This window comes from Coleofasciculus chthonoplastes PCC 7420 (genome assembly GCF_000155555.1).
In the GTDB taxonomy this organism is placed as follows: Bacteria; Cyanobacteriota; Cyanobacteriia; order Cyanobacteriales; family Coleofasciculaceae; genus Coleofasciculus; species Coleofasciculus chthonoplastes_A.
The window spans coordinates 182,734-204,397 of record NZ_DS989848.1 but is presented as its reverse complement, the minus strand read 5'-3'; the positions used below and the strand labels follow the sequence as shown (position 1 = coordinate 204,397).

At 44.9% G+C, this 21,664-nt stretch carries 21 protein-coding genes and 2 pseudogenes; 7 read left to right on the top strand and 16 right to left on the bottom strand.

What is annotated here, in order from left to right; translation table 11 throughout:
- Window positions 1-203 precede the first annotated feature (203 nt).
- Window positions 204-3,608 carry a UvrD-helicase domain-containing protein gene (locus tag MC7420_RS42480; protein WP_044206962.1) on the bottom strand — a complete coding sequence of 1,135 codons (3,405 nt, stop codon included), beginning with the start codon at window positions 3,606-3,608 and terminating at the stop codon, window positions 204-206.
- 127 nt (window positions 3,609-3,735) lie between these two features.
- On the opposite strand from MC7420_RS42480, the gene purN reads away from it, so the two are divergent.
- The gene (purN, locus tag MC7420_RS13105; RefSeq protein WP_006100791.1) at window positions 3,736-4,395 is read left to right on the top strand and encodes a phosphoribosylglycinamide formyltransferase; all 660 of its coding nucleotides are present in this window, start codon (window positions 3,736-3,738) and stop codon (window positions 4,393-4,395) included.
- A gap of 139 nt (window positions 4,396-4,534) precedes the next feature.
- Here purN and MC7420_RS13100 read toward each other — a convergent pair whose 3' ends face one another.
- From MC7420_RS13100 to MC7420_RS13075, 6 genes are all read right to left on the bottom strand, one after another.
- Entirely contained in the window at window positions 4,535-4,822 is a 288-nt protein-coding gene (locus MC7420_RS13100) for a type II toxin-antitoxin system RelE/ParE family toxin (protein ID WP_006100885.1), read from the bottom strand.
- Window positions 4,819-5,085 carry a ribbon-helix-helix domain-containing protein gene (locus MC7420_RS13095; protein ID WP_006100760.1) on the bottom strand — a complete coding sequence of 89 codons (267 nt, stop codon included), beginning with the start codon at window positions 5,083-5,085 and terminating at the stop codon, window positions 4,819-4,821. Before MC7420_RS13095 ends, MC7420_RS13100 begins: the two co-directional genes overlap by 4 nt.
- 165 nt (window positions 5,086-5,250) lie before the next feature.
- Window positions 5,251-5,844, bottom strand: a complete 594-nt coding sequence (locus MC7420_RS13090) for a CPBP family intramembrane glutamic endopeptidase (protein ID WP_006100928.1) — start codon at window positions 5,842-5,844, stop codon at window positions 5,251-5,253.
- A complete protein-coding gene (locus tag MC7420_RS13085; protein ID WP_044206959.1) occupies window positions 5,844-6,899 on the bottom strand; it encodes a DUF3326 domain-containing protein in 1,056 nt (351 codons plus the stop codon). The genes MC7420_RS13090 and MC7420_RS13085 overlap by 1 nt, the downstream gene beginning before the upstream one ends.
- Before the next feature lie 2 nt (window positions 6,900-6,901).
- Complete coding sequence (locus tag MC7420_RS13080) at window positions 6,902-7,105, bottom strand: hypothetical protein (protein ID WP_006100781.1); 204 nt, start codon at window positions 7,103-7,105, stop codon at window positions 6,902-6,904.
- A gap of 101 nt (window positions 7,106-7,206) precedes the next feature.
- The gene (locus tag MC7420_RS13075) at window positions 7,207-7,527 is read right to left on the bottom strand and encodes a 2Fe-2S iron-sulfur cluster-binding protein (RefSeq protein ID WP_006100833.1); all 321 of its coding nucleotides are present in this window, start codon (window positions 7,525-7,527) and stop codon (window positions 7,207-7,209) included.
- Between the two features lie 128 nt (window positions 7,528-7,655).
- Between MC7420_RS13075 and xseB the strand changes: the two genes are divergently transcribed.
- Window positions 7,656-7,919, top strand: coding sequence for an exodeoxyribonuclease VII small subunit (gene xseB, locus MC7420_RS13070; RefSeq protein WP_006100841.1), 264 nt, complete (start codon window positions 7,656-7,658; stop codon window positions 7,917-7,919).
- A gap of 261 nt (window positions 7,920-8,180) precedes the next feature.
- On the opposite strand, the pseudogene MC7420_RS38060 reads toward xseB, so the two are convergent.
- The 6 genes and pseudogenes from MC7420_RS38060 to ndhO form a co-directional block, all read right to left on the bottom strand.
- Window positions 8,181-9,619: pseudogene (locus MC7420_RS38060) on the bottom strand (IS5 family transposase).
- Window positions 9,620-9,790: 171 nt separating this feature from the next.
- The gene (locus MC7420_RS13055) at window positions 9,791-10,438 is read right to left on the bottom strand and encodes a hypothetical protein (protein WP_006101024.1); all 648 of its coding nucleotides are present in this window, start codon (window positions 10,436-10,438) and stop codon (window positions 9,791-9,793) included.
- Entirely contained in the window at window positions 10,435-11,211 is a 777-nt protein-coding gene (locus tag MC7420_RS13050; RefSeq protein ID WP_006100862.1) for a DUF4276 family protein, read from the bottom strand. Before MC7420_RS13050 ends, MC7420_RS13055 begins: the two co-directional genes overlap by 4 nt.
- Window positions 11,212-11,462: 251 nt before the next feature.
- Complete coding sequence (locus MC7420_RS13045; RefSeq protein ID WP_006100991.1) at window positions 11,463-12,029, bottom strand: Uma2 family endonuclease; 567 nt, start codon at window positions 12,027-12,029, stop codon at window positions 11,463-11,465.
- A 95-nt stretch (window positions 12,030-12,124) separates the two neighbouring features.
- Window positions 12,125-13,093, bottom strand: a complete 969-nt coding sequence (mdh, locus tag MC7420_RS13040) for a malate dehydrogenase (protein ID WP_006100867.1) — start codon at window positions 13,091-13,093, stop codon at window positions 12,125-12,127.
- Window positions 13,094-13,234: 141 nt separating this feature from the next.
- A complete protein-coding gene (ndhO, locus tag MC7420_RS13035; RefSeq protein ID WP_006100874.1) occupies window positions 13,235-13,453 on the bottom strand; it encodes an NAD(P)H-quinone oxidoreductase subunit O in 219 nt (72 codons plus the stop codon).
- Between the two features lie 72 nt (window positions 13,454-13,525).
- Between ndhO and MC7420_RS13030 the strand changes: the two genes are divergently transcribed.
- Entirely contained in the window at window positions 13,526-14,134 is a 609-nt protein-coding gene (locus tag MC7420_RS13030) for a Uma2 family endonuclease (protein ID WP_006100902.1), read from the top strand.
- A gap of 21 nt (window positions 14,135-14,155) precedes the next feature.
- Here MC7420_RS13030 and MC7420_RS13025 read toward each other — a convergent pair whose 3' ends face one another.
- The 3 genes from MC7420_RS13025 to MC7420_RS13015 form a co-directional block, all read right to left on the bottom strand.
- Window positions 14,156-15,004 carry a DNA-formamidopyrimidine glycosylase gene (locus tag MC7420_RS13025; protein WP_006100850.1) on the bottom strand — a complete coding sequence of 283 codons (849 nt, stop codon included), beginning with the start codon at window positions 15,002-15,004 and terminating at the stop codon, window positions 14,156-14,158.
- Window positions 15,005-15,026: 22 nt separating this feature from the next.
- A complete protein-coding gene (locus tag MC7420_RS13020) occupies window positions 15,027-15,242 on the bottom strand; it encodes a photosystem I reaction center subunit IV (RefSeq protein WP_006100856.1) in 216 nt (71 codons plus the stop codon).
- Between the two features lie 260 nt (window positions 15,243-15,502).
- Complete coding sequence (locus MC7420_RS13015) at window positions 15,503-16,159, bottom strand: DUF6391 domain-containing protein (protein ID WP_006101013.1); 657 nt, start codon at window positions 16,157-16,159, stop codon at window positions 15,503-15,505.
- Window positions 16,160-16,622: 463 nt separating this feature from the next.
- Here MC7420_RS13015 and MC7420_RS13010 point away from each other — a divergent pair, with 463 nt between their 5' ends.
- The 4 genes and pseudogenes from MC7420_RS13010 to MC7420_RS44305 all read left to right on the top strand — a co-directional run.
- On the top strand, window positions 16,623-18,440 hold the full coding sequence (locus tag MC7420_RS13010; RefSeq protein WP_044206956.1) for a serine/threonine protein kinase: 1,818 nt from the start codon (window positions 16,623-16,625) through the stop codon (window positions 18,438-18,440).
- Between the two features lie 186 nt (window positions 18,441-18,626).
- A complete protein-coding gene (locus tag MC7420_RS13005) occupies window positions 18,627-19,394 on the top strand; it encodes a tRNA(His) guanylyltransferase Thg1 family protein (RefSeq protein WP_006100847.1) in 768 nt (255 codons plus the stop codon).
- Between the two features lie 52 nt (window positions 19,395-19,446).
- Window positions 19,447-20,772, top strand: a complete 1,326-nt coding sequence (locus tag MC7420_RS13000) for an AAA family ATPase (RefSeq protein ID WP_006100859.1) — start codon at window positions 19,447-19,449, stop codon at window positions 20,770-20,772.
- A gap of 751 nt (window positions 20,773-21,523) precedes the next feature.
- A pseudogene (locus MC7420_RS44305) lies at window positions 21,524-21,664 on the top strand (TIGR04282 family arsenosugar biosynthesis glycosyltransferase); the annotation flags it as partial.

The window sequence follows — 21,664 nt, the reverse complement described above, 5'->3', positions numbered from 1 at the left end:
AGCCTTGATAGATAAGGGTTTTGGAGTTGTGCAGCAAGCCCTAATTAGGTAAGCCGCGCTAATGACAACAAGAATCATTGTCATGAAAATTTGGCTTAGGGATTATTGCCTTATAAGGGCGGGTTTTGTTGTTCAGTTATCAGTGGGGAGCTGAATTTAGTCCCTAAACCCGCCCCTACCATTGACTTTTACCTATTCCCCAACTAATTCACTCGTTGTATATTGGTTCGCTTCGGGTCAAGAATTTTCTGCCCTAAACTGGGAAACTTAACCGCAATACTAACTTTCTTACCTGAACCAAAAACATGGGTCACTTCTCCGATACCAAAGGTGTCATGACGCAGTAAATCGCCTTTTTTCCACTCTTTCGATTTTGCCGTTGAACTAGAGGATTTTGATGACTTTTCTGTTGAGGCAGGAGGCGTTTGCTGTTTCACTTTCACCAAGGTACTACTAATTAAGTCTTCCGGTAACTCATCCAAAAACTGAGACCGAACCGCTGGTTCACGATACCCATAAAGGCGACGTTCACGGGCATGGGCAAGAAAGAGTTGTTCTTGGGCGCGAGTAATCCCCACATAACAGAGACGCCGTTCTTCTTCTAAAGCAACCGGGTCATCTATCGTCCGGTTATGGGGAAAAAGTCCTTGTTCTAAACCAACCAGAAACACAACCGGAAACTCTAATCCTTTAGCCGAGTGCAGCGTCATTAAGGACACCGCTTGTTGTCCATCTTCCAAATTATCTAAATCAGACGCCAGCGACGCATTTGCCAGAAACCCTTCTAGGCTGGTATCTTCATTTTCTTCTTGAAATTGAACGATAGCATTATAGAGTTCATGGATATTTGCCAATCGGTTTTCCGCTTCATCTGTGCCTTGATTTTTTAGGTCATCAGTATATCCTGATTCCTCCATGATAAACTTAATAATTTCTACCGCTTTTAAGTTTTCCGTATTCTCTTGACACTGCTTAATCAATTGGGCAAACCGATTAACCGCTTTAGCCGAACGTCCCGCAATTGTATTGACCGAGGTTTCATCCCGGATAATTTCCCAGAGGGGAGTTCCCAATTCTTGAGCCGCCAGCACTAAATTATCAATTGTGGCTTTACCAATACCCCGGCGTGGCGTATTGATAATTCGCAATAAACTGACGGTATCGCTGGGATTGGCAATCGTTCTTAGATACGCTAAGGCATCTTTAACCTCTTTGCGATCGTAGAACTTCAATCCTCCGATAATCACATAAGGCACTCGACCGCGCAGCGCATCTTCTAAGGGGCGAGATTGGGCATTCGTCCGATAAAGAATAGCAAAACTGCCCCAGCCTAGTTCTGGGTTTTGTTGATTCAGTTTCAGGATTTGTTGAACGACAAAATGAGCCTCTTCTAACTCATCGTCGGCGTGATGACAGTAAATGACTTCCCCTAAACCGCGTGTGGGTCTGAGAATTTTGTCAATCCGCTGGGTATTCTGTTCAATTAAATAGTTAGCGGCTTGGAGAATATTTTCGCGCGAGCGATAGTTTTCCTCTAATTTCACCATGGTGTGGGTCGTTTCATCGGGCAACCCATCACCAAAGTCTTGCTGAAATCCTAATAAGATAGTGAAATCTGCCATCCTAAAGGAATAAATTGAGTTATGGACTAGCATACGATTCGCTATATAAGTATGAGCCACATCGACTTCTAAGTCATACACGTCTCCCTCATACTCATCTTGCCAAACTTGCTCAATTTCCACCTCTGTTAAGGTATCATCCACCTCAACTAGCACTTTCATTCCGGGATGGAGATGAGATAAAGGCATAAAATAATAACTTGTGCCACTGATTAATGCTTTGCGTTGGATTTCCAGTTGACCTGCATCGGCAATAGAATGTGCCATACTTACCGCTTCTTTGTATGAAACTCTTGCGGTTTCAACCCGATACCCTCGGCTATTTTTCCCTGAACGAATGGAAAAGCCAGCCGCTTCTAAGTTGGTCGCAATATCACGACGATTAGAACACCATTGGATGCGGTGATAACTTGCCGATTTTTTATTGTCTAACCGAGGTGTACCAAACATAACCAGATTTAATGTCTGTCGGCGCAAACCATTTTGAGGACGGTAGTGAGGAAAATCTGGATGCAGCCAGAGATCTTGCATTAATCGGTGAGCATTGGTGATGGTATCAATTTCTTGGTATAGGCGAAAAATCCACTCATCATTCAGACGCATACGCCGACCATTACTATGAAAGACTAGCGTTGGCAACCCATATTTAGCTGCATAATAGGCTTCATAGTAAGCTGCTTCTTCATAAGACGTCGTGGTTTTCAGTACCCAAAGTTTATCCCCATTTTCTTGGGCGATACGAACTTTAAAGCCGAGTTCATCGCATCGATAATCGTTGTGACGTAGACTTTTAGTGATGCCGATGCGATATCCGCGATCTGCTCGGTACATCAGATACACATAATAATGCCCTTCAATGGGTGTCATTCTGGCAAGAACAATATGATGAGGCGTTCCGCGTAATACCTGTTCACCCGCCCGAATCGACCAGAGAGACCCACAAAAGTATCCTTTTTTGATATGAGTGATTTGATGGGGGTAAAGTTGTTTTTGACCAGTCGGCGATAGAACCTGATCTCCCACTTTCAATGTTTCAATGGGTTTCTCTCCGGCGGGAGTTAAAACCTTAGTTCCGGGAGGAAAACACTGATCGGCATCGCCGACAACAAATACGGAGCGATCGCGCCAATCCCATTGCGTTTTTTCAGTTTCGCCGTTTGTGGTTAATAGGTGTATCAGTTCGTACTGAATCCGGTTTGTATCTTGATATTCATCCACTAAAATATGGCGAAATTGATTGTGCCAATATCCCAGAACTGATTCGTTTTGTTGGAAGAGTTTTACGGGGACTAAAATTAGATCATCGAAGTCCAGGGCATTGTTGGCGGCTAACTGGTCTTGATAATGGTGATAAACTTCAGCATAGAGTCGCCCTTTATAACCAGATTGCTCTTTTTCAAAGGCTTGGGGTGATAAACCTAAGTTTTTGGCATTGCTAATCGCGTAGCGAATGGTACGAGGATTAAATTTTTTATCGTCTAGATTTAATTGTTTGGTGACGATGGTTTTTACCAGCGTTTGGGCGTCGGATTCGTCAAAGATGGAAAAATTACGCTTCCATTGGCGTCCTTTTTCATCGGTATATTTATTGATGTCATAGCGAAGAATCCGAGCAAATAGACTGTGAAATGTACCAATCCACAGGGGTTTGATGTATTTTTTATAGACCCGCGATCGCAACTGGGTTTGTTCAAGTTCTGGGAGTAACTCCAAACGCTGACCCCGCGTTTGGACAGCCAGTTGCTGGGCGAATAGGGTTTCAATCCGGGATTTCATCTCCCGTGCGGCTTTATTAGTGAACGTAACCGCTAAAATGTTTTCCGGAGCGACTTTATGGGTGAGAATCAGATTGGCAATGCGATAGGTTAACGCCCTCGTCTTACCCGAACCCGCCCCCGCCACAACCAGCAAGGGACCGCAGAAATGTTCGACGGCGCGACGTTGAGAGGGATTGAGGTGCGTCAGGAAGTCAGTCGATTGAGTCATGGCTAGCTGAGGCAAGCGGGTAAGGGTTTGGCTATTCTAGTACAGCGTATCGTATCTTGAGGCAATACTGTATCGGGCAGACGCCACCCAACAATTATGATACTCTTGGTAATTCCTGTAGTTCTGTATGACCAGCAATACCCCAGCGACAGACACAACCCCTAGTCTCATTTCACCGGCGGTTACTCCTAAACCAGTCCAAGATACGCCTCCTGTAAAACTAGGAATTATGGTATCGGGGAGTGGTACAAACTTTGAAGCCATCGCCCAAGCGATCGCAGATGGGCAACTCCATGCCCAAATTCAAGTCATGATCTACAATAATCCTGGGATCAAAGCTCTCGCCAGAGCGGAAAAATTCGGTATTCCCACCGTTCTCCATAATCACCGGGATTACAAAAAACGGGAAGCCCTCGATGCTCAAATTGTCCAGACATTGAGACAGTATCAGGTTGAACTCGTGGTTATGGCGGGTTGGATGAGAATTGTCACGCCAGTCTTGATTGATGCATTTCGCGATCGCATCCTCAACCTTCATCCCAGTCTCTTACCCAGTTTCAAAGGGATTCACGCCGAAGAAGAAGCGTTAGCCGCCGGGGTGAAAATTACCGGCTGTACAGTACACTTAGTTAGTCCAGAAGTCGATAGTGGACCCATTTTAATCCAAGCCGCCGTTCCCGTGCTTCCTGACGACACGCCAGAGACGCTACACGCCCGGATTCAAGTTCAAGAACATCGCATTTTACCCCAAGCGATCGCCCAGCTTGTAGTTGCGCTTGGGCGCTAAAAATCCTAGCATCGCCGACTATAAACCTTTATCGGAGCGGGTTTATTGCCATCGTATTGGCAAAACCCGATTATCGGGAAACCCGCCCCTACCAGCTAACTGGAGTTTAGACTAAGAGGAAGGGGAAAACGATTACCTCTTAAAACAACGATTCTAAATCCCGATACCCACTCACCACCCGCACAATTTCCACGCCATCCTCAATCACCCGATAAAGAATGATATAACCTAAGAGAGGAACACCTCGTAACGACGGTTCAATGTCAGCATAAGAACGCCCTATATTGGGAAACTTCACCAAGTTCTTACATTTCTGCTCAAACCCATTTACAAACCGTTCACCAGCCGCTAGACTCCGACTCAAAAAATAATCAGAAATCTCATCTAAATCCTGACTCGCTTCTGGAGAAATAATGTAACGGCTCATTCTTGATTTTCACCCGCTTTGTGAAGCTTCTCCCGCAACCTAGCAATCACCACCTCCCCATCAATTCCTTCTCCTCTATCAAGCTGTGCAATACCAACCGCTACTTTCCCCCGCGTTTCTTTCAGCCATTTTTGATACTGATTATCACGTTCTTCAAGTAATCGCAACGCCTCAACAATCACCTCATAAGCGCTTCCATACTTGCCACTTTTGAGCCTTTCTTGAATCAACTGCTCCTCTTCTGGTTTAAATGTAATATTCATCCTCTCAAACCCCCTAAAACCATTAACTTTATTGTACTAACTGCTCAAAGATTCAAAATTTGTGCTACATTCTCAGCAATTCTCTCCTCCAACTCCCGCGTTCTCTTATCAAAGCTAATCGAAAAATTAAAATGGCTTCAAAAAGTCGGGGATCTATCCAAGGATCTACGCTTCAACCTCTCGATGTCCTAATTTCCAGAAAAAACTAGACAGCCAATTAGTCGCCACATGAGCCACAATCGGAACCAGCAAATTCCCTGTACCGACAGCACTAAACCCCAGTAACAATCCCACAATCGTTGCCCAAACCACATAGGGCCACTGTTGGGAACCACTCAAATGTAAAACGCCAAATACCAAGCTAGAAATAATCACACCCACGGCATTCAAACCAATGGCGGGTAACATCACTCCCCGAAACAGCAACTCTTCACTCATACCCGGAAGTAACCCCAACCAAATCAGATCCGGTAATACCAACGGCTTTAAAACCAAGTTGAGGTAAACGTCAGCACTTTTACGGTAGGCTGACCAGAGGCGATAGACTACACTACTCATCGCGGTAATTCCCACGCCTATACCTAATCCAATAAGTAATCCTTCTACCGTAAAGTCTAGGGATAACAGTGTCACCGACCCAAATTTCAGCCAGAGTTTAGCCACGACGAGTAAAACGATCGCCGTTATCCCCATGGCAACTAACACTTGGGTGCGGGTGAGGGGTTCAAAGTCAGGATTATCAGGAAGCTGTTTAGTCACTAATATATAGATAAGCTACGCATAGACGACAGGGAGGGACTCAGAGCATCGGCACTAATTCCAGCCCGATGAGTCACTAACATACCCAGTGCCTCTAAATACGAGTGTACTCGCACCGCTTTGATTGCCAAAGGTTCTGGAGGCACTTGCATTGAGGTTTGGTTATCCTCAACGGCAATAATTTGAGTCCGTAACTGACTTAAGCTTAGCAAGGCACTACCGCCACAGGCACTAGCGGGAATCACCACCGCATCCACATCCTCTGCCCAAATCTCTCCCGGTTGACGCCGCTTCACCTGAAATTGCGGGGCGCGACTTAACCCCACCAGCACACAGGGTAGAAACGTATAGCCTAATTCCTCGGCGGCTGATCGCGGCGACAAGGTGGGTTCTAGGGGAAGAGGCATTAAGGCTGGGGCGTGGGCGCAAGGGATTTGGAAGGTTTGCACGATTAGGTGAGAGATCACGGCTTCTGCACCTGCCAGAGGATCGACCCCTTGTCCCTGTCGGTATGCTTCTAGGGCTTCGCTGCCCAGATCATCAGGAAAACGAGCCACTACTGCGATCGCCTCTGCCTTTGCCTGTTGAATCAGCACTTCAGCCGATCGCAATAAACTATCGGGATTGCCTATTGTACCCCAACTCGCCCCCGATGGCGCTGTCCGCAGTTCCACATTCAGGGGCGCGTCGGTGATTACGTAATCGGTCAGATTTAGTCCTAACGTAGCTCTGGTGGCATCAGCCGCTTGCAGGTGGCGCAAACGCAGATCCGGTTCAATCCCCTGGTCAAGAATTAATCCCACCCGATTTTGATGCACAGGTTGTAATCCCCAGCATCCAGCGGCAAATTTGTCAAGCCCATAGCCTTCGACATAGAGGGCGTTGGGTAAATTCCAGTAAAGTTGAGCGCCATTGAGGACATTGGGGTGAGTGATAAGGCGATCGCAGACTTGGGCGATCGCTCTGGCGACAGGTAAAGCGTCTCCCGCATAGCCACCAATGGATGCGCCAATTCCTGTGGGAACGATTAAAACAACGGTGTAAGGACGCACAATAATTAAGGGGTGGACGGTTGAGAATTAGTCTGGGTAGTCTTGGTGACAATCGCTTCAACCTGAGCTTTTTGTTCCTGAGTATCCACAGATGTAACCGCCCAACGCAGGGGTTCTCCCTGTTTTTGCAGTTCTGTCTCAATCGCTTGATGGAGTTGTTTCGGTGACTCCTGGAGGTCAATTTCGGCAGTAATGAAGTGAGTTGTCATTTTCTGAGTGGGGTAAATTACAATAAATGATCAATTGTCAAGGGGTACAAATGCTGGGTGCATGTCAACACAAGTAGGTTGCGCCCCAACACCATGCTGACTCAAGACGGTTGACCGAATTGGCGATCGTAAACCTCGTCTTCCTTACCCGATTCAACTTTCAGATTAGATCGCGGTAAGGCGATACAAAGCAAGACATACCCTTCCTCTTGCAATTCGGGTCCAAGTCCCATCCCTTCGCTTTGATCAACAGAACCCTCAATGATTTTAGCGGCACAGGTTGTACAAACGCCAGCATTACAGGCATTGGGTAAATCTATCCCTTGTTCCTCCGCAGCCCGAAGAATTTGTTTATCCTCTGGGACTTCTATCGTGTAGGTTGTTCCTTCGTGATTGATTTCGACGGTGTAAGTCTTAGGCATTGTACCTCTTAGCGGCTTTCCAGGTTGACTTTCCCGGTTGGGGAAAAAATATTGACCGGGATTATTTTAACCTTTGGTGCGGGATTCCAGGCTATCCTAAAGTTTATTACGAGACACTCTAGATTTTCATGGTTGATCCGATCGCATCCTCTCGTACCCACCCGGCTGACCCCTCCCTCCCGCAGTCTTGGAATTATGAGGCGACAGTGACTCAGGTAGAGACGATTATTGAGCAAATCGAACGGGGGGAACTGGAATTAGCTGAGGTATTTGACCAATTTGCCTCGGCTGTCGAGTATTTGCGTCAATGTGAAGCATTTCTGCAACAGCGACAACAGCAAATGGATTTGTTGATTGAGACATTAACAGATGAGTCAGATTCTCCGACTTGATCTCTAAATTTTTCCCCATCTGTTCGATAACAAATTACCTTGTTCAATCTGGATTTGATTGTTCTTCCTCTGTAGCAATAATTAATTCTGAATTGAACTTCTTTAATTCCACTTGTGTTATCTCTATAATTTAATTACACTTTTGATTGTAATTAGGGTCTGCTGAATAAGTCGAAGAAACACAACTGATGGATTAAGTAGTTATATAATACGACAGCGAACTTAAGTTATTGTTGTTAACGATTCGCTTAATTATAAGGTTTAATAATGAATTGACGCCGAAAAAGACTTGATTGTGGAATATATATAAAAAAGACAAAAAACCTGCCTGAGCAGGGCAGACAGATTCATGACGAGGAAAGTAATGGCAATAGCTGTTTCGGACGTATGAGGTAGTTTAGCCATGACGCGACTTAGGCTATATCTACGTTTTGATATGCCAAATTTTCCTTCAATATTATTGCGAATTCTCTCGTCTTCTTGAGCTTGTTTCTTTAATTCTTGACTGACATTGGCTTTCGGTCTTCCTAAGGGAGGGCCACTGATTCTAATTCCTTTTTCTTTACAGAAGGATCGATTGGCTCGACTGCGATAGATTTTATCTACATGAACGGATTCTGGATAGAATCCTGTGTAGTTATAATAAGCTTCTATTTGAGCTTTTAAATCGACAGATTCATTAAAGTTATCCCAACTGATACGGTCTAAAAATACGTATCCATCTCTTACACTTGCCGATATTTTAGCTCCAAATTCTACGGCAACTCCCGCTTTGCCTCTAACTATTGGACGGATATGGGCTTGACTCACATTTACTATTCTATGCTCAATTCTATGAACTTTATTATTGTACATCCATTCTTGCTGACGATAGATTTCGCTAACTACCAACAGGCTCTTATATTCAGTACGACTCAATGCCCCAAGACTAGACCCTGCCTTAACTAGCGCGTCTATACTCCCCAAGTTTCTCTTTATGTATGCAGTTGTTTTTTATTGCTTTTCTATTTCTTTCTGTTTGTCTCTTTTTCTTTGCTACTTTTAGTAATTCTTTCTGGCTCTATTTCTATAAGTTTTTGGTTTTTTATTTAGTTGATCCTTCAGGGGTTCATATAGACTGTCTATTATTTTTTCGGTTTTGACCCTAGCTTTATTTAATATCCCCAAATCATTGGGATAACTTATATCTCCTGGCACACAGCTTGCATCAACTATTAGTTGTCCTTTATTGGCTGACTCTCTTCTTTCTTGACTTTGGATTTCGGCACTTTTTTTTTAGCTTCTTCATCCGTCTCTGATTGACTTTTCTTCACCATTTTCTCATTTATTCGGTTGACTAGATTCACATTTATCCTTTCCCGGAATCTGGCCAATAGTGATGAGTCATAAGGAGCTTCGCTGCTGTAATGCCTTTGACCTATAAAGTATTGTAAGTAAGGGTTTTCTTTGATTTGTTCGACTGTCTCTCTATCACTTATTCCTAGTTTTTCTTTGATTATTAATGAACCCAGTGCTACCCTAAATGGTAGCGCTGGCGCTCCCATTTCCGCAGAAAAATTTTGGGCATATTCTTCTTCAAATTCCTCCCAAGGTACTAAAGAAGCCATGATTACCCAGCGGTTATCCTGTGATAACTTTCCTTCAAATGGTAGTTCAAAATCTTCGGCTTCCCTGGGGGCGTTCTCAACTTTTCGGTACATCTACCTGATCATGATGCAAGGATTTTGAGCAATTTTACCAGATTCATGAGCACCAAGTCAACTGTAAATACGGATCAAAGCATTGATGGTTAAGGGTTTCGGTCTTGTGCAGCAAGCCCTAATTAATTATTAACGTTTATTTTTGAATAGTCGCTGTAAAAGAATATCTACTCAACCCCAAGGGAGAGAAGGGCTTGATGCATCAGGATGTTGTTCTGGAACTTGAATTCCAGGAACCCAAATTCGTAATCTGTCCCATATATGACGCAGTGTCATATACACTTCTGTAATATCAGTAATCTCAGTTTGAGCATCAATTTGATCTACCTGAGCTTCTGCTTGCTCACACATCTGCTTAAGCTGCTCAATAACCCTCTGCCTATCTTGTGAAGATCTTGCTCCCTGAAAATTATCTCGAATGAAGATAAAAATTTCAGTAAAAATTGGAATCACGGACGATGAATCAATAGCACATGAAATTGTGTCCGAATATCCCCACCAAATAGCTCCTATGTCTGCCCCTGATCTACCGAGTTCATTTGCCGTATGACAAGCAAAAGCATAAACGGTACGTTGACTTAGCAGTTGTACATCACCACAGGACAAAGCCACATCACCATTGTGACCTTTCAATGCATTACGAACACCATGACACATGGCAAAGACAGGCAAAACATCAGCTTTAGACAATACGGCGATAAGTTCTTTACGTGTTGCTTTCTTTTCAAAAAGTGTGACACAATCCTCTGTTATAATTAGCTTGGCAATAGCGATATTTGCTTGAGTCGATGCGTCATAAGCGGGGACAAATACGATCATTCAGATTCTCTCCGATTCGCTTTTCGCTTCATAAAATCTCGTGCTACTCTAAGTACATCCGATGCATATTGCTGCCCAATTTCTGTACCTTCTTCAATTTGCTTTCGGAGTTCTTCTGCTGTAAACATCTCTCCTGTTGCCGTTTTCCAAATGACCGTAGTTGCCGGAATGATTTCACGAATAAGCCCAGCAAAAACATCCCGACTAATATTACGGGAAACACTTTCAAAATGAGGTGTTGGTTGTGCAGCTAATAAGCGATCAAGACCTTGTAAAAAGTTCCGCAGTGAAGGTGATCTTGCCTCCGCTCTATCAATATTGATATTTTTCACAAATTGCCAAGAACTAATAGTCTTGCCAAAAGCTAGTTCTGCATGACTTTTTGGACTTTTAATGTCTTCGGGTAACGGCAGTGCAGGTGAGACTTCAATTCCCCATTGAGTTTTGGCGTTTTCTATAGCTGTAATCTCATCGGCGAACAGCCAAGCCTCAACTTCTGGAACAGCACAAAAGACTCGTACAGAAGGATATCCTAACCGTCTGTGAGCCTTGTCTAAAGCCTCTGGAACGCTTGCTGCATCACAGTTAACTAAAACAGCACAACTTCTTGTAATACCAGGAGGTAATCCTTGCAAGAAATTTTTGAGGTTACTTTTAGCAACTGCATTTATTTTAATCTTATCTAGAGGATAATTAGCCGCTTCTAGAATCCAAGATATAATCTGAATGTGATTTTGATTTTCAACAATAAGTTGAATTGATCCATCTTGCATAATATCATAATACCTTAAATTAAAAACTTAAATTATAACTAAATCATAGGTTTAGTTATTTTTGTCATAAGTTAAGCATAGCAAGATTGGTATATCCTGATCAATAAGCGTGACGAATTAGACTTATCTGCTAATTAGCTGACAATACTATATCTAGGGGTTTATGTCCTCAATTAGCGATCCCACCTACTACATATAGGAATTCTCTCTATTTGATGAACAGGTCTAGTAATAATTTGAGCAATCGCTACTCACGCCAACAAATCATCAATCGCCACACCAAACCCATCTAACACCTGCTGTGTCCTGACAATATCACCCTGATTAAATAAAACTTGTTGCTGTTGTGTAATCACCAAAACCCACTGACTCTCAGGAAACACTAACCAAAGTTCCTGACACCCCGATCGCAGATACTCTTTGACCTTACTAAAAACTTCTTCCGCCCCATCTGTTGGTGAAATAATCTCAGCAATTAAGGGGAAACTCTGGGATAAAACCGTAAACTCGCCAAATTGTTCCACCAGTTCCGGAGTGAGGTAAGATACATCAGGACGACGCCCTCGTTCTCCTGTCCAACATGGCGTTTCCGTGTAAACATCTCCGCCTAGACTCTGCTCCTCTTTATAATTTCCCCAATATCGAGCTAATCGTGCTTGAATTCGACCATGTTTGGCTGTCATCCCTTGCTTTTCCACCAATTGCCCATCTACCCATTCTGTATGGTCAGGGGGATTTAGCAAATAGTCTTGGACAGAGAAAACTGGAGACTCAACCTGAGAGTCCTGGGAATTCGCGATCGCGTATGCCATAATCATCCATTATCCTTTGCCACAATTATCCCCATTATCCATATTTTGGGGAGTAATCAGTCACCCCCAACAAAGGACAAATGACAAAGGACAAAGGACAATTAAGCCAACATTTCCTGCGCCCGCTTAATATTTTTACGAACCGATTCGGCTGACGTATGCAGGGCGGCGAGTTCGGTATCCGTGAGGTTAATTTCCACAACTTTTTCCACACCTCGACATCCTAACCGCGTTGGGACACCAATGAAAATATCCTTTAAACCATACTCCCCATCTAGGTAGGATGAAACAGGTAAAAGTCGCGACTGATTATGTAAAATTGCTTCCACCATCGCGCAAGTCGAGGATGCAGGTGCTGAATACGCGCCCCCAGTTTTCATCAGATTCACAATTTCTGCGCCACCATGACGAGTCCGATCAACTAAACGATCAATTGTCTCTTCATCCATCAGTTCAGTAATCGGAATCCCTCGCACTGTGGAGTAACGGGGTAAGGGTACCATTAAATCGCCATGACCCCCTAAGACTAACCCACTGACATCCGCAATCGATACCCCTAATTCCATCGCAATAAAGGTTTGGAAACGGGCAGAATCTAACATTCCTGCCATTCCCATCACCCGTGACACGGGTAATCCTATTGTTTGCCAGACCAAGTAGGTCATCACATCTAGGGGATTTGTGACAATAATATACAAGGCATCGGGCGATCGCGCGATCGCTTTTTCCGCTACCTCCACCGCAATCTTGGCATTAATTTTGAGCAAATCATCTCGATTCATCCCCGGTTTACGGGGTAAACCCGCCGTGATGATCACCACATCCGACCCGGTGGTATCCATATAATCATTGGTACCAATAATCTCGCGGTTGTGACAATCCATCCCCTGTGCCTGCATTAAATCTAGGGCAATGCCTTGGGGAATACCGGGAACAATGTCTAAAAGTACCACATTTGCCAAATTGCGTTGGGCAATCCGGTGCGCCAACGTGCTACCGACGTGACCCGCACCAATGACGGTGACGCGGTGATCATTGCAGGCGATAGGTAAATTAGAAGAAGATGCCATGGCTATAGAGCGATTTTGCGATCGCGACTAGACTACAGGCGTGGCACAGCTAACATGGCGCAATTTTACAGCTTTTTTTGGGCGCAAGCCTGGATTTTTGACCAGGCTAATGGATCAAATTAGGCGTGTCACGCTACTACTTTAGCTAGTGACTTCGAGTTGGTCGAGACGAAACCAAATATTCGGGGTGGGTACATAAAACTTGACAAAGGCATAGTCACCCCGGATATCGACCACTTCCCCATCACTTTCAAACAGGTAAGGAGGAAAGCGAGTATCACTGGCTTTAGCTTCCACACTATTATCCAACGTTTCGCGATTTACGCGCACTAATGCGCCTTTTTTGAGTTTGCCTGCCATTACTTATCCCTACAATCAAGATCAATAAACGCTTTCAAGCCATTATCCCTCATAATTCACATAGAGCATATAATGATACAGACACCAACCCAATCCAAAACTCTATTCCTTGAACTTCCGCCTGAACTCACCCTCTACGTCACCCAAGAACAGTTTGAGGCATTAGCCGCCACGAACCGCGACTTAAGACTAGAACGCACAGCAGAAGGAAAGTTAATTGTGAATCCTCCCACAGGAGGCGAATCAGGCAAGCGTAATCTCAATATCAGCACTCAACTAGGTAACTGGTTTGAGGCACACGAAGAATTAGGGGAAGCCTTTGACTCGTCCACGGGCTTCAAACTTCCCAACGGCGCAAATCGCTCTCCAGATGCCTCTTGGATACGTCGAGAACGTTGGGAATCCCTCACTCCTCAACAGCGAAAAGAATTTGTTCCGCTTTGTCCAGATTTCGTAATTGAATTACGTTCTGAATCAGATAGCCTCCCTAAACTGCAAGCGAAGATGCAGGAATACATCGATAACGGAACTAGATTGGGATGGTTAATTGATCCGAAAAATCGGCGAGTAGAGATTTATCGCCCTGGGAGGGAGGTAGAGGTGTTGGAAAATCCTAGCCACTTATCCGGCGAAGATGTTTTACCTGGGTTTGTCCTAAATTTAAGACGAATATGGACTTGAATAACTCAACAGAAGGTTGTGCTATAGCTGACAGCGCGGACAAAAATGAGACGAACGCCCGGACAACTTAATCCGCTCAATCGAGGTCTCACAGACGCGACAAGGCTGTCCTGTGCGACCATAGACCCAAGCGACTCCACTGTAGTTACCATTGACGCCCTGGACATTGAGGAAGCTGCTGAAGGTTGTGCCACCCGCCTCAATCCCCGCTTTTAACACTTGAATAATCCCTTGGTGCAGACGTTCAACTTGGTCTACACTTAATCGGGCGCAAACGGTTTGAGGATGAATCCCACTCACGAATAAGGCTTCATCGGCGTAGATATTCCCCACACCTGCAACCAGGGATTGGTCAAGGATGGCGGTTTTAATGGAACGCTGAGATTTTTTCAGCTTCTGCGTCAGATACTCTGGGGAGAAGGCATCTGAGAAGGGTTCAGGTCCTAAATTTTGCAATCCCGTGATAATGCTGTCACATTCTTCCCCAGGTGGAACCCACCACATCCGACCAAAGGTGCGTTGATCCACAAAGCGCAATTCCTGTCCTTGAGGAAAAAACAACCGCACTCGCGTATGCTTCTGTAACGGTTCCGTTTGCTGAATCCATAAGAGTTGCCCACTCATCCGCAGATGCACCCCTAACCACCCAGCATCCCCCTCTTCAGAGCGGTTAAGTTGGGCAAGCAGATATTTACCCCGTCGGTGCCAATCGGTAATTCTCGTTTGCTTCAAACCCTGCCAAAACGCCGCCACAGAAACAGGGTAGGCGATGGTGCGCGGCAGCAACACATCCCCACCCTGAATAGCCTGGGTACAAGTAATTTGCTTGAGACCCAGACGAATTGTTTCCACTTCCGGCAATTCAGGCACGGCTTCGGGTGATTCCGTTCCGTTACTTCTTCTTCTTCTTCCCTGGTGCCACGACTACCAGTTCGCTTTCCGCAAAGTTATTGGTATTGATGCCGGAATAGTTGACTTTATCGAAACGGACGATGACAGGATAGATAATGCCGCTCTTGTCTACGGTTGCCACAGTTCCGACATCGTTATACCAATAGGATTCTTTGCGCTTAATCCGAACTTTTGCGCCGCGTGTTACTTCTGCCATATCAATTTTTCCCTTACGAATCTAGTTTTACAGCGTACTACTGGATGAGGGGTGTCTGCTTACTCTTTATTTTAAGTTTTATTACAAAGATGGGTTGAGAAACCCCTTGTTTCCAGATATAGAGGGGGATAGGGCAGATGATGGGGAAGCGGGGGAAGCTGGGGAAGCGGGGGAAGCGGGGGAAGTTTATATGACCTGCTTCTGTTTCCCCACACCCCATACCCTACACCCCATACCCTACACCCCACACCCTTTTGAGCCTAATCCCGCCATCGCACCTGTACGAAATAAGCAGGTCGTCCCCAGATATCGGAGGTATCGCTAATATCCTCAACAGCCAGATTAAAAGGAATCGCCGTGGTGAGGTAGCGTTGAGCCAAGATACCAATGTCAGGGGTAAGTTGGGTGGCTGTAGCGGTGGCTAGACCTAAACCAATCAGTTGTTCAATCGGACCACGGGGTAGGAGGAGATGAGCGCCTAGGGCTAATCCAGCCGTTAACATCATGCCAACGGAGAGATTTGTACCGCAACGAGGATGTACCGCTAAATTCCATTCCCCTTGGGTGAGACGGTTTAACGCCAGAGGAACCGCACGTCTCAAGTCCGATACATTCACCTCACCATAGAGGTAAAATCCTTGTTCAGTAGATAAACCACCTAAAGTATCATTATCCATCTCATGCACGGTGGTAGCTGTACCCGCACGACTGCGACTAGGGCGTGACGTATAGTTGGCATTGGCTAAATCAGCCAAAACCCAAACCGTTGCATGTTCAAGAGCGTGAACCTGACGCAACATTAACAGTTCTTTTAACCCTGGTACAAAAGGCAGTTGCTTGAGTAAGTCTGTATCTTGACTGGGATAGGGTGTAGGAACGTTAAAATCCCACGTCTGAGCAGAAGTCGTATAAGTCATGGCAGGATGTACTCTCAAACTCGCCGATATTCTTTTCACTGTAGCGTTGGTTATTGGAGAAGTCAGGAAAAATAGACCATTGCTCCCAGACGTGCCATGGCACGTCTCTACATTGTTTCCCCAGCTCCCTCTGCTCCCATAACGACGCGATACAATACCAGGTAAGCATCTAGACACAGTACATCTTAGTTCGTGCCTGTAACAAAGATTGGTGTCAATACTGCTTGGATAAGACTGATCCCCCCTAGTCCCCGGAGAATAAAAAGCATAAGCAACATTTGGCTTCCCTGTGTCAAAAAGCGAAGCCTCCTCTGGCTTCCCTGTCAAACAAAAACGAACCCTTCTTTAGCTTTCACCTTTTGAAGAGAAAGGCAAGGGGGATTTATAAGGGAAGAGGGAGATCTGAATTTGACAGATGTGCCATGGCATGTCTCTAGCTAACGTTTGACGTTTGACTTACCTCATGAGTAATTTTCCAGACTTATCCAGCCACGGTTTCAGGGTTGTTCGAGAATTAGGTCATAATCGCGCAGGTGGGAGAGTCACCTACCTAGCGGTGCCAATTCCGCCCTTGACGTCAGAGGGAACGCTGAAAGAACCTGTTGTGATTAAACAGTTTCAGTTTGCCCAAAGTGAGGCACATTGGTCAGATTATGACGCCATCGAACGGGAAATTCAAGTGTTACGTGGATTGAATCATTCAGGAATTCCCCGTTATTTGGATTCATTTCAAACTGAAACGGGGTTTTGTTTAGTCCAGGATTATAAAAAAGCCGCGTCTTTAGCTGTGCGACGTAGTTTTGATCCCGCTGAGATTAAGCAAATTGCTGTTTCATTACTCAACATTCTCATTTATTTACAAAATCGCATTCCGCCAATTAGTCATCGGGATATTAAACCGGAAAATATCCTAGTTGATGATGCCTTGAATGTATTCTTGGTTGATTTTGGCTTGGCGCATATCGGCGGGAGTGAAATTGCCATGAGTAGTGTGGCGAAGGGGACAATTGGGTTCATCGCTCCGGAATTGCTGTTTAATCAACAGGTGAGTGAAGCTTCGGATCTCTATGGTTTAGGCGCAACGCTGATTTGTTTACTCACGGGGATTGCTTCAACCGATATTAGTCAGTTAATTGATGAAGACTATCGGATTAATTTTAAACATCGGGTTCCTCGGTTAAGTTTGCGGTGGATTGAGTGGCTGCAAAGGATGGTTGAACTGAAACCGAAAGACCGTTTTCTGGATGCGGAAACTGCTTTAGAGGCGCTGAACCCGATTTATGTGATTCGGGTGCCGGAGGTAAATCTCAATGTCCCGTGTTTGGAAGTTACGGCGAAGAAATTAGGGGAAAAGATAACCAAAAAGGTCATTTTGACGAACTCCGTTCCCGATACGATATTAGAAAGTCGTTGGCAAATCGCTCCCCATTTGAGTGATCCGCCTCACACGCCTGATTTTCATGAATGGATTTACTTTGAGCAAACTCATTTTGTCAGCAATCAAGTGCTGTGCAAAATTACCGTGGATACGCGCAAGCTGATGGCGAATAAGCTGTATGAGCGGGAGATATTAATTCATAGCAATTCCCATCCGGAAACCCAAAGCTTAATGCTAAACGTGAAGACAGCCCCCGTACCGATTCCAGCGAAGAAATTGCCCTATTTTTCAGTTGGATTATTAATTTTCTTTGCCGCTGCTGCAACCTGGGTTGAAGCCATGGCATGGGATGGTATTGTACGTCATAGTGGCACAGTCGGTGTTGCGATCGCGGTGTTCATTTCGGTGTTAGTGGCGGGTTTGGGACTTGTGGCGGCGATTACGTCGGGGTGGATTAGTCAGGGGATGGCGAAGGTGCGATCGCGTTTTGGGGTTAAGGTGAAAGCGTTAGATACCGTGGCGGCTGTTTTTTTCGCAGGTGTCGCAGCAATAGTTGTGGCTCGATTTGGCGCTCAATTTCGGGCGACGGATATGGCAATTGCGGCATTTGCGGCGGTGGATGCGGTGGTATTTATGGCGGCGTTTGAAGGGGAAGGTGTGGCTCAAAGTTGTGTGCAACGGGGGTTTAGTCAAGGATTGGCGTTTGGGGTTTCTGTCTTATCCGCCGCCTTGGGAATTAGTTTAGGAATGGCTTTAAAGTTAGGGGTAGTTAATGGGATGGTTTTGGGGGCAATTTTAGGCACAAGTTTTCCTTTAGCTACGTTAATTTTATATCCCCCATTGGATCGGGCGAAACGGATTGCCCGTTATCGCAAAGTTGAGCGGAATTTAATTAAACCGTAATCAGAAGGCTGATGAATCAGGGCGGGTTTTGTTGAGCAGTTATCGGTGAGATAGGGCGGGTTTTGTTGATCATTTATTGGTGACAAGTAGTTTTAGTCGCTAAACCCGCCCCTACAATACAATTGTTCCTAAATCCGCCTTTACCATTGCCGTGGTACCTCTTGACAGATTCCTATTGAAATACCAATGAAATTCGATCAACTGGATGCCAAAATGCGGGTTTATGAAACCGCTCATGATCACTGCGTTTTGCCGGGATTATATATGATAGCACGGTTAGATGGGCGCGGGTTTACTCGATTAACGCGAGACGTGCATCCATTTTCAGCCCCCTTTGATCAACGGTTTCGAGATGCGATGATTCTCACCGTAGAACATCTGATGAATTGTGGGTTAAAGGTTATCTATGGATATACTCAAAGTGATGAGATATCACTGCTTGTTGATGGTGCTGAATCTGCCTTTAATCGCAAATTACGCAAGCTGAACTCCGTATTAGCTGGAGAAGCCAGTGCGAAATTTTCATTGATATTGGGGACAGTGGCGTGTTTTGATTGTCGCATTTCTCAATTACCGACCATTGAAATAGTGGTTGATTATTTTCGTTGGCGACAAGAAGATGCCCACAGAAATGCCTTAAACTCTCATAGTTATTGGTGTTTAAGGAATGATGGCAAAACTGCCCGACAAGCCACATCCCAGTTAGAACGGTTATCGGTGGCGGATAAGAATGAATTATTATTCCAACATGGGATTAATTTTAATCATCTACCCAACTGGCATAAACGAGGGGTAGGATTATATTGGGAAACCTATCAAAAGCCGGGATTGAATCCCCTGACAGGTGAGACAACCGAAGCCACTAGAAAACGGATTCGACAGGAGTTAAATCTGCCAATGAAAGACCAATATAGTCAGTTTATTCGCGATGTGTTGAGCGAAATTAATCCGTGATAAGTTAGACGAACAGCATCAATGACATAAGACATAAGACAAATGAACAACTATGAACGATTTCCAGATATTAAAACGAATTTTTAATGCCTTTGACCCCTTTCGCCCCTTACCCCCTGGTGATCCAACTTACGTGGATTGTGAAGAGGTGCGGGGCGATTGTGATATTTTAATTGAATTGGGACGATCGATTTTATTATCAGATAGAGTCACCTGTAATCTCTATGCGGGACATCGGGGGGCGGGAAAATCAACGGAATTACTGCGGCTGAAAGCGGACTTAGAAGAGCAGAAGTATTATGTCGTTTACTTTGCCGCCGATGATGAGGATATTGACCCAGAAGATGCCCAATATACGGATATTCTACTGGCGTGTACACGGCGGTTATTAGAAGCCTTGAAAGATAATGCTAAACCTGACCCCTTATTAAATTGGCTGAAATATCGCTGGGATTCGTTAAAAGAGTTGGCGCTAACCAACGTGACATTTGAGAGTTTGAATCTGGAAACTCAGATGTTACAATTTGCCAAATTAACCGCCAATTTAAGAGCGGTTCCCAGTACCCGGCAAAAGATTCGCGAACAGGTGGATGCGAATACGGTATCCTTGATTGAGGCATTAAATGAGTTTATCACTGATGCCAAACACAATTTACCCTGGGGCTGTTCTGAATTAGTCGTCATTGCCGATAACTTGGATCGAATTGTGCCGATATATGAACCCAATGGGAAACGCAGTAATCATGATGAGATTTTTATTGACCGTTGTGAGCAACTGAGTAAATTAAATTGTCATACCATTTATACTGTGCCGATTTCCATGGTGTATTCAGATCGAGGAACTGTATTAGAAGATCGGTACAGTAAAGCCCAAGTTTTACCGATGATCATGGTACGCCAACCCACAGGCGAACCCTATACCAAAGGAATTGATAAGTTAAAGGAATTAATTGATAAACGCATTCGTCATAGTGTCCCGGATTTAACCCTAGAACAAGTATTTGAGGATACCAATACCGTCGAACAACTCTGTTTAATTAGTGGCGGTCATGTGCGAAACTTAATGCTATTAATGAAAACCAGTTTACAGCGCAGTCCTCGTTTACCCATTGCCAAGAAAGCCGTGCGTCGGGCGATTACCGAGTTACGGGAAACCTATCGCACAGCGGTGAATGAACCGGAATGGATGATGTTAGCACAGGTTGCCAAAACCAAACAGATGCCGAATCAAGATGAGTATCGTAAACTATTATTTAATCGCTGTATTTTAGAATATCGATATTTAGATGAAGGCGGAGAAATTAAAGTTTGGCATGATGTCCATCCCTTAATTTATGGGATTGAGCGTTTTCAATCCGCATTGAATCAATTGTTGTAGTTTGTAGTAAAGGAACCTTAGCCTATCATCGTATCGCAAAGCAGGCATTCATTTGTGTTAACTTAAGGTGGCAACTCTAGCCCCCCATTTTAGATCCCCCTTCCGTCCCCCTTAAAAAGGGGGAGACCAAAGTCAGCCAGTAGGGTGGGCATTGCCCACCTGGTATATTGGTAAAATAGTGGCATAAACTTGACAATTAAACTGGGCGCACGTCGGTCATCCGTGTCAACTTAAGCGCCAAAACACGACTGGCAAGCTTTTCACCCTCATCCCCTAACCCCTTCTCCCATCAAGGGAGAAGGGGAATAAAGAAGCTTCTGGTATCACATCGAGAAATACCTTCCTTCTTGCTCCCCTCTCCCGTGCAAAAAAAGCGAAGCATCCTCTGTCATCCCCCCTGCCAAAAAAGCGAAGCATCCTCTGTCATCCCCCCTGCCAAAAAAGCGAAGCATCCTCTGTCATCCCCCCTCTTGTAGGGGGGAACGAGGGGGGTAGGGGGGAATGAGGGGGGTAGGGGGGAACGAGGGGGGTGGGAGAAGGGGTTAGGGGATGAGGGTGAAACACTTGCCAGTATTAGTTCTCACCTTAAGTTGACATGCATGGATAGTATCGTGTCCCTACAAATGGTGATTTAGATGCCAAGAAAGCGTAAGCTCTGAAACGGTTATGCATTTAATTGGCATACCCTACACCTCACAGCCCTGACAACGATTTCACTATCGTTTATTTAGATGCACATCAGTTTAATCGAATGAATCCCGCTACTGTCAAAGAAACGCTAATCATTTTCACCCGCTATCCCGAACCGGGAAAAACCAAAACACGCATGATTCCCGCCCTAGGAGAGAAAGGTGCAGCAAACCTGCAACGCCAGATGACAGAAAATACTCTG